This is a genomic window from Pseudoalteromonas sp. HF66 (genome assembly GCF_011806445.1).
Taxonomy (GTDB): domain Bacteria; phylum Pseudomonadota; class Gammaproteobacteria; order Enterobacterales; family Alteromonadaceae; genus Pseudoalteromonas; species Pseudoalteromonas apostichopi.
This window is the reverse complement of the sequence record NZ_JAATOU010000001.1, coordinates 1-13,407: the sequence shown is the minus strand read 5'-3', so window position 1 is coordinate 13,407 and position 13,407 is coordinate 1. Positions and strand designations below refer to the sequence as shown.

The following is a 13,407-nucleotide window of genomic DNA, read 5'->3' as shown; positions in this document are numbered from 1 at the left end:
ATCTGTGCAATTCTTGCAACATTAGTAATCTAATAGGACATCTGTCCTGTACTTTAAACACATATGATTAAAGTATTACGCTTTAGACAAAAATAAGGTTTAATAATGGAAAAGGTATTTCACTTAGGGCTTACTCGTCAGGACTTAAACGGCGCAACCCTTGCGATTGTCCCAGGCGATCCTGACCGCTCAGCACGCATTTCAACACTTCTCGATAACCCAGAATGCTTAGCGAAGACCCGTGAATTTCATGTATACCGAGGTGAGCTAAACGGCCATAGCGTTGTAGTTTGTTCAACCGGTATTGGCGGACCATCTACATCAATCGCTGTTGAAGAACTTGCCCAGCTAGGTATAGATACCTTTTTGCGAATTGGCACGACCGGTGCTATTCAGCCACACATTAATGAAGGCGACATTTTAATTAGCCAAGCCTCAGTTCGTTTAGACGGCGCAAGCCAGCATTTCGCACCGCTAAGCTATCCTGCAGTGTCTGACTTTTTTGCTACTCAAGCTATGGTAAATGCGTGTGATAAGTTAGGGATTAGCTTCCATATTGGTATTACAGCATCTAGTGACACCTTCTATCCAGGACAAGAACGTTACGATACCTATTCTGGCTATGTTCCTCGTTCATTCCAAGGCAGCTGTGAAGAATGGCAAAAACTAGGCGTGATGAATTATGAAATGGAATCAGCAACACTATTTACTATGTGTGCAGCACTTGGCTTGCGTGCAGCGTGTGTTGCAGGTGTATTAGTAAATCGTACTAAACAAGAAATTCCTAATGTTGACCACGGCGAGATTGAGAAAAAATCAGTCGCCGTCGTCATTGAAGCTGCAAAACTATTGCTAAACTAATCGTTAACTAGTTTAGCAACACAGTGTTCAAATGCTGGTGGGTTTTCAAAACTTGCCAGCACACTTTTAGCCACCTCATACTGATTTTCAGCCCCTTGTGTTTCTAGCAAGGTTATTGACTTAACCGTTTTATCATCAAAAGTTAAACCCGCAAGATAAAACTGACTCAACGCACTTTGTAGCGGAGAAAGGCTTGGACTATAAGCTGCATTTTCTGCATAGCTTCCGTAAAAGTCACCTTCTGTATATGTACTTAATCTAACAGCACTAAAATTACCTGTATATGGTACGTATGCATTAAGCGCCAATTGAACTAGTTTTTCATCGTTAATACTCGTTTCTGCAAATTGCTTATCTCTTTGTTTATGTGAAAACAAGCATTCTTCATTACCTAAATCTTTTGGACCAAATGAATGTGGTAACAACTCATGTAGGTTAAAGTCCCGTTCTGGCAATAAAATCTCAAGTGAGTCTGCGGTGCTCAATTCATTCATAAATTGACGGCAATAACCACAAGGTGCATCACTGATAGCAATTTTTTGAACTGCTTGCGCGCCGTTAAGCCACGCATTATTAATCGCTGATTGCTCAGCATGTACAACCAAACTTAATGCTTGATGAGAAAACTCGACATTAGCACCAAAATAAAAGTTTGTTTCGCCTTGTTTGTTTAACCCAACTGCAACAGCACCCACATAAAATTTAGAAATAGGTGCGACAGAAAATAAACTTGCGACGGGTACACAGGCTTTTTGTAACTCAAGTTGGCTAACTTCGAACTGCTGACAAAGAGAAGAAATATCTGATTGAGATAAGATGCCACGCTGCTTTTTAAGCTGGGCAAAAAGAGAGTTTTTTTGTTGTTCATTGAAGCTAAACGGCTCAGATTTTTGAGCTAGTTTGCTTGCATCTATCCTAGTTGCTGTCATAACAAATTATAATTATTAATTGGCTAAACAGTTTAAAAGGTTACGTATTGAATTGCTAGGTTTTGGCGTTAAACATCCCGATTATTAGCACAAAAAAAGCTAAAAATTAGCGGTATTTGTAAGCCCAGATATACAAAAATATTTCCAATAGCTAAGCTCAGCATTTATTGATGCACTAACCAGTTTTTAGCTTTGTTAAAACATTCAAAGTTTTCAGCTTGTAAGTTATAGCGCTTTGCTTTTTGCATAAATAAATCGTGCATAAATCCATCAAAACTTACCACAATAGCCACTACAGCTTCTTTCAAAGAGTTTGCCACTTCCGGCATGATGGTGAATAAATCAGCAGGTGCGAAGTTGTGAGTCAATTCAGACACGTCAACGAGTATTTTTTCTGACCCATATAATACCGAGTATTGTTGGGCAATTTGGTAAAAATTAATCACATCCTGTGCACTAGCAGTCCCTCTTAACGTCATCATCACGAGTGACGTCGATGCATCATAAGTGATGCAAGTAGACACGTTTGGCATAAGTTACTCTAAAAAAGTGTGGGAGTTGTTTTTGGCTCAACGGTAGCTGATCTAAAAAGCTGGGCTATTTTATTGATATCACCCTTCCAGTCAATACCTAGCAATAAAATAGGTATGACCAGTTGCATATTTCATATTTTAGGATTAGTTTTAATCTGAAAATCTGCCATTCGAGTTCACACCCTATTTACTTTATAAACATGTAAGAGATTTCCTCTAAACAAATAAGCAATTTCAGATAAACCTGTATTTAGTTAAAATTTATAATGTAAAGCGTTATTAAGACAGTAAAAGGAGTGAGTGCTTTATGTACTCATTTTTAAAATGGATTGGTGTGCCATGAAAGCGCGTTTGGTTTTGCTCATTAGCTTTATACTATTGATTTTATTATATTCAACAACAATTAATGCAATGCCTAACAAAGAGTTTAATGAACTCAGACTTTCAATAAGGCAAAGCTATGCAAGTTCACCACAAGAAGGCCTAAAGTTTGTCAATGCCCTCATAGAAACTACCGAGCTAACATTAGAACAAAAGATTATTGCTACTAATTATAAAGCTTGGTTCTTATTAGAGACAGACGAGCTAGAACAAGCCATGGAAACCATTGTTAAGTACATGAATATGGTTTCTCAGTCTGATGAAAAAGACCTCATGTATGGCTATTTCAATATTTCAGGGGGGATTTATGCACGCTTAGGTCTATATGAAGAAGCCTTAGCTTACTATCGCGATGCCATGCCATTTGCACAATCTCGAGATGAACGTTTAGTTTATCAAACCGAAAATAATATCGCTTTGGTAAAGCTACGTTTAAACCGTTACAAAGAAGCTGCTGACTCGTTCACATACTATCGAGATTATGCCCGCAGTAAAAATCAAACTCTGAACGAATCATTTGCTAGTAATAACTTAGCGCTTGCTTTAATTGGATTAAAACAGTATTCAGACGCACTCAAGGTTATCAATGAAGCTATAGGGTTACAAAACCAACATAACTACACCACTCACCTTGCTTCAAGCCTAGTTATAAAAGCCAAAATATTACGTTTTCAAGGTTTTTTAGAAGACTCAGAAAAGGTACTAAACGAGGCTTCGACTCTTATTGAAAATAAAAAGCTTGAAAATGAGCAACTTAATATCATTTTATGCTTAGCAGAAACGTATGAAGCACAAGGTCATACTGAGAAAGCGCTCGATACACTAGCATCCGTTAACATACAAGCTGTTAGCCATACTAATTTTGAAGCCCTATTATCGATTGCAAAATTAACTGCAGAGCTTTACGAACAACAAAAAATTTATGCAAATGCACTAAGCGCTTATAAACAATATTCGTACATTAATGAAGCTATTTTAACCAGACAAGCAAAAGTGAACCTAGCTAAAGCATTAGCGGAAGCTGATGTAGCCGCAAAAGAGGTAAGAATTTCTGAATTGACTCGTGCTGAACAAATAAAAGCGACGAAAGCCAATGCATTTAAAGATCTCACTATTGTTGTAAGTATATGTTTAGTAATTATTTTATTTGGCTCTTTTATCGCAATTAATAGTATAGACAAACAAAAACAAAAATTAGCTAAAGCATTAAAACAGTTAAAAGATACTCAAAATCATCTTATTGAAATAGAAAAAATAGCGTCTTTAACAGCACTAGTATCCGGTATGGCGCATCAACTTAATACCCCTATAGGCACCATAGTTACAGCAAGTTCATTAATAGATGATTACATGGAAGGTTTAGAAGAAAAATTTAAAGCCCGAGAGCTTTCTAGCAAGCATTTTCATAAATTTATTACCGATACCAATAGTGCTAAAGACCTTGTGATCAACAGTATTAATCGACTTGCCGGAATTGTAGAAGAATTTAAAGCGCTTAATGTGTCTATACACCTAGATAAACCGATGAGCAAAATACAGCTTTCAAGCTTTCTTAACCATCGTTTATGTCCTTTGAGCAAACATCTTGGTAAACAAATTGATTTTAAAATTCATGGCGATGAAGCAACTATTACATCTTATCCAACTATTTTAAGTGATGTATTAAAAACCTTAGTTATTAATTCCTGTGAGCATGGCTTTGTTAATTCGGGTAAGGGAGTGGTCGAAGTTTCAGTCAAAGCGTTTACGCATGTGGTTGAAATTATCTATCAAGATAACGGTGTGGGAATCAGTGATGAAATTCTAAATGAAATATTTACCCCTTTTTACACCACTAATCTAGGGGGTAATCACTTAGGGCTTGGTTTAAACGTGGTATTTAACGCGGTTAAATACAACCTAAGAGGCAAAATCGGCGCCGAGTCATGTAAACACGGCGCACGATTTGTTATTAGCCTACCAATCGATGCTCAATTAGTAGATGACACTGGCTATTAACCGGTATTACGCATACCTGCTGCAATACCTGTCATCGTGATCATCAAGGCATTATCAATATCACTTGCAGAGTTTTCATCAGCTTCACGTGAACGACGCAGTAACTCAACTTGTAATAAGTTAAGTGGATCTGTGTAAGGGTTACGAAGCGCGATTGACTCTTTGATCCAAGGCTGGTCTGCAAGTAAGCTCTTTTGTGGGCTAAGCGATTGAACAAGCTCAATAGCCTCGCTCAATTCCTGACGTAACTTCACACCTAATGGCTTATATTGCTCAGTAACAAGTGCATCATCATAATGAGCACTTAACCATGTATCGGCTTTACTAAATACCATCTCTAGCATCTCTAAACGAGCACGGAAGAATGGCCATTTTAAGCTCATTTCGTGAAGTGTTTCGATGCCATATTTATCTAAAGCAGCTTTAAGGCCTGTTAATGCACCTAACCAAGCAGGCAGCATTAAACGATTTTGGCTCCATGCAAAGATCCATGGAATAGCACGAAGGCTTTCTACACCCCCATTCGGGTTACGCTTAGCCGGGCGAGAGCCCAAAGGTAATTTTGAGAGCTCTTGTTCTGGCGTTGCCATTCTAAAGTAAGGAACAAAGTTTTCATCATGACGCACAACTTGACGGTAATGCTCGCATGAGTCTGCACTAATAAGATCCATAACATCACGCCATTCACTCTTAGGCTCTGGCGGCGGCAATAAGTTACTCTCAAGTACCGCACCGGCATAAATATTTAAGCTTTGTAGTGCGACAGCAGGCAAACCAAACTTAAAGCGGATCATTTCACCTTGCTCTGTTACACGCAGGCCACCTTTTAATGAACCAGGAGGCTGAGAACGAAGCGCCTGTGCAGCTGGAGCGCCACCACGACCAACAGTACCACCACGGCCGTGGAATAAGATAAGCTCAATACCGCGCTCTTCGGCTAATTGAACGAGTTTATCCATTGCTTCATATTGTGCCCAACCAGCAGCCATCATGCCTGCATCTTTTGCTGAGTCTGAGTAGCCGATCATGACATTTTGCTGATTTTGAATATGACCACGGTACCAAGTGTTATCAAGTAAACATTCGATAACCTCTTTACCATTGTTTAAGTCGTCTAACGTTTCAAATAATGGCGCAACCGGTAAGTTAAACTTACAACCACTTTCTTTAAGCAGTAATTGCACTGCCAGTACATCAGATGCAGTACGTGCCATGGAAATGATGTACAAACCAAATGTTTGTGCGTCTTGCGCTGCTATCACATCAAACGTATCAAGTACTTCTTGTACTTCAGGGCTTGGCTGCCAATGTTTAGGTATTAGTGGTCTACGAGAGTTCAGCTCCGCAAGTAAGAATGCTTGTTTATCTTCTTCTTGCCATTGATGGTAATCTCCTAAACCTAAATAACGTGTTAGCTCTGAGAAAACATCACCATGACGTGACGAGTCCTGACGCACATCAAGTTTTGCAAGGCGCAAACCAAAGCTGTTAATGCGGCGCAGTACATCAAGTAGCAAACCGTCTGCCACCACTTTCATGTTGGTTTTAATTAGCGAGCGATAACACACTTCAATAGGGTGCTTAATTTGCGCAATATCGGTAATTAAATCTTCAGAGTCAGTGCGCTTTTTCTTAATTTTAGCGCCCAAATGCGTCACGGTTTCGGCAATTTGATTCTTTAATTTTTTAAGTACCGCACGGTAAGGTTCAAAGTCTTGCCCTGCAAGCTCAACTAATTCATCGCTTGCATCAGACATAGATAACTCATTACTTAGCGTCTCAATGTCACGCGAATACAAATCAAGTGCCATCCAACGGCCATGGTCTAACACTTGCTGAGTGACTTCAGCGGTTACAAACGGGTTACCATCACGGTCACCCCCCATCCATGAAGTAAATTCAATTGGGCTGAAATCAATCGGTAATTCAAGATCAAGCTCTGCTTTTACGTCTTCACCAAACTCGCGTAGAAAACGTGGAACGGCATGCCATAAGCTATTCTCAATAACTGCAAAACCCCATTTAGCTTCATCGATTGGCGTTGGGCGCGAACGACGAATATCGTCGGTATGCCAAGCTTGGCTAATAAGTTGGGCAATGCGATTTAATAAATCTGCACGTTCACTTGGTAAATTGTCTTTACGCTCTAAAGAGGCAAGACAATCACTTAATTCAACGTGTTTATTGATCATTGTACGGCGTGTCACCTCAGTTGGGTGAGCCGTGAGTACTAAATTGATGTGGAGTTTTGAGAGTGTTTGTGCCAAGTGATTAGGGTCCACTTGACCTTGCTTTGATGCAGTTGCTAACGCTTTTAATGTTTGAGTGAGAGGGTTTAGTTGGCAAAAACCAACATCATTAAAGCGCGAAACGGTATGAAATTGTTCTGCAACATTAGCAAGATTCAAAAAATGATTAAATGAGCGTGCAACCGGTAATAGTTCTTCATCTGTGAGAGCGTGTAGTACTTCGATAAGCGCTTGTCTGTCGGCTTCGTTACCACTACGTGACGATTTAGATAAAGCGCGAATCTCTTCTACCTTATCTAAAATGGCTTGTCCTTGTGCATCTTTAATGGTTTGACCCAGCATTTGTCCAAGCATACTAACATTACCGCGAAGTGCAGCGTATTGTTCACTCATTCTCATACTCCTTTCTTTAACTAAGTTGAAAGTACTTACTGCACAGTATTTAACCAAGCACGAACGCAGCTAAATACTGATCCCTTTTATTAATATCATTGTCAGCGTTAATTTAATAGATCGAATTTTCTAACATACTCGTAAAAAAGAATAACCAATCTGTAAACATAAAAGTGTAATGAATACGCAGCCTAGTCAGAGACTGTACTTTACAATATGGCCAATTGGTAAAATGGACTTACCAATTAAAATGATAAAATGCCTGTGAATTAAGGCATCTTTCATTTTTGTATGGTCAATTATTTATCAACCTATTTTATGTGTTTTAGTTTTGGCAAAAGACAACCAAGGTTACTAACACTTTATTAATTGGTGATAGTTTGAGCGAAAAAAATTTCGAATATTTTTATTACGGGTCATAAATGCAACTCTATATATTGTGTGGCACAAGCAGTGAAATCGCTAAAGCCTATTTCACTACTCTAAGAAAACAAATCAGAAGCGGTCATATCGTAACCATCAGTCGAAGTGAATTTAAGGCGCCTTTTGATGAAATATCAAACAATGAGATCAGCCACCAGCATTTTATAACTGATTACTCAGAGCAAAGCCTAAGAGGAATTGCCGTAGAATTAACTAGTAACCAATATGATTTAGCACAATTGATGATATTTAACGGCCTGCTGCATGATCCAGATAATGCACCTGAACGTAAACTTGAGCAAATATCTGAGCAGCATTTTATAAATAGCATGCATACAAACGCCCTACTGCCGATTCGCTGCGTGACTTTATTTTCAACGCTTTTAAAGCCGCATGTAGCAACGGTTGTATGTGCACTGAGTGCACGTGTTGGCAGCATTAGTGATAACAAGTTAGGCGGTTGGTATAGCTATCGGGCATCTAAGGCGGCACTAAACATGTTATTTAAATCTGCAGCGATTGAACTTAACAGACGCTATAAAAAATGCCACTGCGTGTTATTTCACCCAGGAACTACTGATACGCCATTATCAAAACCTTTTCAGGCAAATGTGCCCGAAGGGAAGCTATTTACCCCTGAGTTTGTAGCCGAGCAATTGTATTCATTGATAAGTGATGCTGACTATTTACAACAATCACAAAACCCTGCCTACTTTGACTGGCAAGGAAAACCCATAGACTGGTAACAGGACAATTATGCATTTTACAAAACAAGCCATTGCAGATCTAGAAAACCGCTACCGCGCCCATTTAATTAATAGTTTGTCGGGGTTTAAAAGTGCCAACTTAGTCGGCACACAAGATTGCAACGGCCAAACTAATCTAGCTATCGTGAGTTCAGTATTTCATCTCGGCGCGCATCCACCTTTGGTGGGTATGATAATCAGACCTCATTCAGTTCCTCGCCATACTCTAGAGAACCTATTAGCGACTAAGCACTATACGATTAACGATGTGAACAAAGATATCTATGATAAAGCACATCAAACATCTGCACGCTACGACAAAGACGAATCTGAATTTGATGCTACAGGGCTCTGCACTGAATACCTAAATAACTTCACAGCACCTTTTGTTAAAGAGAGCAAGCTTAAGTATGCTCTTGAGCTCAAAGAACACCACCACCTTGCCATTAATGGCACTGAGCTTATTATTGGAGAAATCACTGATATCTACTTAGATGAGGCTTGTTTGCAAGAAGACGGCTTTGTCGATATTGAAGCCATTGATACAGTCGCAGTTAGCGGGCTTGATAGTTACCATGTAACTGAACGTTTAGCCCGCTTAGCTTATGCTAAAAAGTAATCGCTAAATTTAAGCATTAGATTATGAATGGCTTAGGCGCATGGGTTAACACCTCAAAGCCAGACTCGGTGACAACTATGTCATCTTCAAGTCGCACACCACCATAGCCTGGTATATAAATGCCAGGTTCAATGGTGATCACATTACCTACTTCAAGGTTGTAATCTGTCAGAGTGTTGATAAATGGTACTTCATGTAAAAATAGCCCTAAACCATGGCCAAGGCCTTTTCCGGCGTATTCGCCAAACCCCGCATCCGCAATCACCTTATTTGACATAGCATTTAATTCTAAACAATTAACGCCAGGTTTAACCATTTCAAGTGCCGCATTTTGCGCATCAAGAACAGTATTATAAATACGGGTTTGTTTTTCTGACGCTTCGCCAATAATGTAACTACGAGTCATATCAGAGCGATAGCCATTTACAACCGCGCCAAAATCAAGGGTTACAAAGTCTCCTTGCTTTAAAACCTGATTTGATGGATTACCATGCGGCAAGGCTGAGCGTTCTGCAAACAGCATAATAGTTGCAAACGACATTCCTTCTGAACCTAGCTTTTGCATTCTATATTCAAGCTCTAAGGCAAGGTCACGCTCAGTTACACCCGGTTTAAAATAAGGTAGCGTTTGTGCTAATGCTTCATCAGCGATGGCTGCAGCAGCTTTAATTTGTGCAACTTCCCAGCTATCTTTAACGCGCCTTAGTTTTTCAATTAAGCCGTTTACCGCTGTTAGAGTGTGGCCGCTTAACTCATCTGCCACACCTTGCCAAATTGCTACCGTGACATAGCTTGCATCAAATGCGACATGGCTGTTCTGGCTAAGGTGCCTATTTATGCAATGGCCAAGGGTTTCGTTGTCTCTGTCTCGACAAACAACTTCAAATCCTGTTGTTTCAGCAATTGCACGTTGGTGGTATCGGTAATCAGTGATCAACACACACGCATTTTGAGTAATTAATGCATAAGCAGCATTACCACTAAAACCACTTAAGTAACGAATATTTTCATGACCAAGTACTAACATCGCGCTGTAACCTTGCAGCTCTAGCAAGGCTTTAAATTCAGCTTGTCTTTTTAAGTAATTAACTTGCATTGTAGCTCCTTATTTTTTGCGCATGCTAACAGTTATGTACATAAATACGAATATTATGCGATTAGTCGCAGTGAGTTTGCATCAGGTGTTTACTCAAGCCACAATGCACAAAAAACCAAGGAGTACACAATGACAACATACGGTATTGGCACACAAACGCCAGAGCAGGCGCTTGACTCTTTGTCAGATATGACAACAGATTTAACCCCTATTCAAAATGACGAATTTCATGCGCGTATCGCAAAAGCACAAGCGTATATGCAAGCAAATAACATTGATGCAATATATTTAAATGCAGGCACTAACCTTGCTTATTTTACTGGTATGCGTTGGTACGCAAGTGAGCGTTTAGTTGGCGCTATTTTACCTGCTAAAGGTGATGTGCAATATATCGCACCGTTTTTTGAAATCGGCAGCTTAAACGACTTTATGGTGATTGATGGCCCAATTCGAGGCTGGCAAGAGCACGAAAACCCATACCAACTATGTGTTGAAGTACTGTCAGAAATGGGTATTAGCAAAAATGGCACCCTTGGTATTGATGAAAGCGCACAGTTTTTCATCTACGACGGCATTAATAAAGCTAATGGTAATTATAATATTGTTAACGCACAGTGCGTAACAGCTCACTGCCGCATGCATAAATCAGCCAATGAACTTGCCTTAATGCAACGTGCTATGGACATGACTTTAGAAGTACACAAAGCAACGGCGAGCATGCTTTATGAAGGTATCACCACTACTGAAGTAGAAACCTTTATTAAAAAAGCCCACCAAAAAGTCGGTGCACCGGGTAACTATTTTTGTATTGTGCTATTTGGTGTTGCGTCGTCTTTCCCGCATGGCGTTAAAAACCCACAAACCCTTAAAAAAGGTGATGTGGTACTGATTGATACTGGCTGTAAAGTACATGATTACCTCTCTGACATTACCCGTACTTATGTATTTGGTGAAGCAACCGAACGTCAACGTATGTTTTGGCAACACGAGAAAAATGCCCAACTAGCCGCTTTTGCTGCAGCAAAAATTGGTGAGCCATGTGGCAAAGTAGATGATGCTGCAAGACAGTACTTAGCCGAAAATGGCATGGGGCCAGAGTATCAAACACCAGGTTGCCCACACAGAACTGGCCATGGCATTGGTTTGGATATTCATGAATGGCCATACCTTGTCGGTGGAAACCCTACCCCACTCGCAACAGGCATGTGTTTTAGTAACGAACCGATGCTTGTTATACCCGATGAGTTTGGTATTCGCTTAGAAGATCATTTTTATATGACAGACGAAGGCCCGCGTTGGTTTACCGAGCCAGCTCATAGTATTGACGACCCATTTGGCCTAGCTAAATAAAATCTAAATAACTATTAAAAGGTCAGCTATCTGGCCTTTTTTTGTGTCTAAATTATTACATTTTTTAACAGTGTATATATTTTTGAGACAATCTATCAGCTTTTATCATGTTATGATTTTAACAATTTAACCTAACATAATTACGGAGAATAAATGGGTTTACGTTTTAAAGTTCCACATACCTTGATACTGCTGCTTGGCATGATGGTTGTTGCGCTTATTGCTACATGGTTAGTACCACAAGGTTTTTTCAGCACGACACTGAGTGAATCTGGCCGCGAAATGGTCGTTGCGGGTACCTATCAAACGGTTGCTGAACGCCATTACTTAACCCCATGGGATTTATTACAAGCCATACCTCGTGCATTTGCTGCTGCTCAAGATGTTATTTTCTTTGTCTTAATCGTTGGCGGCGTATTAGCTGTTGCACGTGCCACAGGCACTGTTGATGCACTCATTGGTAGGCTTTTAGAGCGACACGGTAAAAAGCCGCAGCGATTAATCTTTATGGTGGTGTTTTGCTTTGCCTTGGCATCAAGCAGTATCGGTACCGCCGGTGAATATATTCCTTTTGTTATTATTCTCGTTGCGCTGTGTAAAGCAATGCGCCTAGACGCAATGACTGCCGTAGGTATGATAGTAGCAGGTTATGGTATTGGTTATGGTGTATCGGCATTTAACCCATTTACCGTATTAATCGCACAGCAAATTGCAGGGATCCCTGTTTACTCTGGTCTGTGGTTACGTTTAGCTATATTTATTCCATTTGTGCTCATTGGTTTTCATCATGTTTGGCAATACACCAAAAAGGTAGCGAACGATCCGTCTAAATCGATGATGATTGGCGTGCCTTGCCCACTGGAAAATCAAACAGCAACAAGTTACCCAGCACTTGCCCTGCGCCATAAACTTATTTTAGGCAGCTTTATCATTACCCTTGCAATTGCAGTATGGGGTATAGCAACCAAAGGCTGGTATTTATACGAGCTAGGCGGTGTTTTTATCGCTTGGGGTGTCGTTGTAGCCATTTTAGGCAAACTATCTGCTGATGAAGCAGCAAACAAATTTATAGAGGGCGTGTCTGATCTTGTTACCACCGCAGTTTTAATCGGTGTTGCACGCGGTATCGCACTTATTTTAGAAGACGGTCAAATCCTGCATAGCCTTGTACATGGTATGTCGTTACCGCTTTCTTATGTATCAGCTGAAATATCAGCAATAGGCATGTTGGTTATTCAAACCCTGCTCAATACCTTTATTCCATCAGGTTCAGGACAAGCTTATGTCACTATGCCATTGATGGCCCCACTAGGTGATTTAGTGGGCGTACCAAGACAAGTTGCCGTACTTGCTTATCAATTTGGAGATGGCTTTTCAAATATGATCATTCCGACCAATGCTGTACTAATGGGCATTTTAGGGATGGCAGGTGTGCCTTACGGCCATTGGTTTAGATTCTGTTTACCACTGCTGATTAAACTAATGGTCGCAGCATCAGTTGTATTAGTATTAGCTGTAATGTTTGGCTATGGCTTAGATGTGCAGCCCACACTAAATTAAGTTAGTTGATTTTAAAAAAGCGCCCTAGGCGCTTTTTTGTTGTGTTTTGAGTTCTTTTTAGCAACACATTTTTGGATCAAATGAGTTGGAAATGGATGACAGCTCTGTACAAAGTCAGAGCTTCATCCGTAACTCACTGCTGCCCCAAAATAAGTTAGGTTAAATGCTCTAACTGCTGCTTTGAGCAATCAGGAAACGGTCCAAGCCCTACACATTGAATGATAAGTTAACGCATCTTTAATAATAGCTAGAAAATTTTGCTTAATGGG

At 40.0% G+C, this 13,407-nt stretch carries 10 protein-coding genes; 6 read left to right on the top strand and 4 right to left on the bottom strand.

The genetic code is table 11. The features are described from left to right. Positions 1-105: 105 nt before the first annotated feature. The gene (gene udp / locus HCZ11_RS00050) at positions 106-861 is read left to right on the top strand and encodes a uridine phosphorylase (RefSeq protein ID WP_130052446.1); all 756 of its coding nucleotides are present in this window, start codon (positions 106-108) and stop codon (positions 859-861) included. On the opposite strand, the gene cdd is transcribed toward udp, so the two are convergent. Continuing rightward, entirely contained in the window at positions 858-1,790 is a 933-nt protein-coding gene (gene cdd / locus HCZ11_RS00045; protein WP_130052447.1) for a cytidine deaminase, read from the bottom strand. The two genes, udp and cdd, sit on opposite strands and share 4 nt — an antisense overlap. Before the next feature lie 164 nt (positions 1,791-1,954). Beyond that, complete coding sequence (locus HCZ11_RS00040; protein WP_130052448.1) at positions 1,955-2,323, bottom strand: hypothetical protein; 369 nt, start codon at positions 2,321-2,323, stop codon at positions 1,955-1,957. Between the two features lie 339 nt (positions 2,324-2,662). Between HCZ11_RS00040 and HCZ11_RS00035 the strand changes: the two genes are divergently transcribed. Beyond that, positions 2,663-4,702 carry a tetratricopeptide repeat-containing sensor histidine kinase gene (locus HCZ11_RS00035; protein WP_167657265.1) on the top strand — a complete coding sequence of 680 codons (2,040 nt, stop codon included), beginning with the start codon at positions 2,663-2,665 and terminating at the stop codon, positions 4,700-4,702. On the opposite strand, the gene ppc is transcribed toward HCZ11_RS00035, so the two are convergent. Next, positions 4,699-7,344, bottom strand: a complete 2,646-nt coding sequence (gene ppc, locus HCZ11_RS00030; RefSeq protein ID WP_167657264.1) for a phosphoenolpyruvate carboxylase — start codon at positions 7,342-7,344, stop codon at positions 4,699-4,701. The genes HCZ11_RS00035 and ppc overlap by 4 nt on opposite strands. 422 nt (positions 7,345-7,766) lie before the next feature. On the opposite strand from ppc, the gene HCZ11_RS00025 reads away from it, so the two are divergent. Next, entirely contained in the window at positions 7,767-8,513 is a 747-nt protein-coding gene (locus HCZ11_RS00025; RefSeq protein WP_167657263.1) for an SDR family NAD(P)-dependent oxidoreductase, read from the top strand. A 10-nt stretch (positions 8,514-8,523) separates the two neighbouring features. Then, a complete protein-coding gene (locus HCZ11_RS00020; protein ID WP_167657262.1) occupies positions 8,524-9,132 on the top strand; it encodes a flavin reductase family protein in 609 nt (202 codons plus the stop codon). A 16-nt stretch (positions 9,133-9,148) separates the two neighbouring features. Here HCZ11_RS00020 and HCZ11_RS00015 read toward each other — a convergent pair whose 3' ends face one another. Further along, entirely contained in the window at positions 9,149-10,228 is a 1,080-nt protein-coding gene (locus HCZ11_RS00015) for a Xaa-Pro peptidase family protein (RefSeq protein ID WP_167657261.1), read from the bottom strand. Between the two features lie 129 nt (positions 10,229-10,357). Between HCZ11_RS00015 and HCZ11_RS00010 the strand changes: the two genes are divergently transcribed. Together HCZ11_RS00010 and HCZ11_RS00005 are read left to right on the top strand one after the other, a co-directional pair. Continuing rightward, positions 10,358-11,578, top strand: a complete 1,221-nt coding sequence (locus HCZ11_RS00010; RefSeq protein ID WP_167657260.1) for a Xaa-Pro peptidase family protein — start codon at positions 10,358-10,360, stop codon at positions 11,576-11,578. A 153-nt stretch (positions 11,579-11,731) separates the two neighbouring features. Continuing rightward, entirely contained in the window at positions 11,732-13,138 is a 1,407-nt protein-coding gene (locus tag HCZ11_RS00005; RefSeq protein WP_167657259.1) for a YfcC family protein, read from the top strand. The last annotated feature ends 269 nt before the right edge of the window (positions 13,139-13,407 follow it).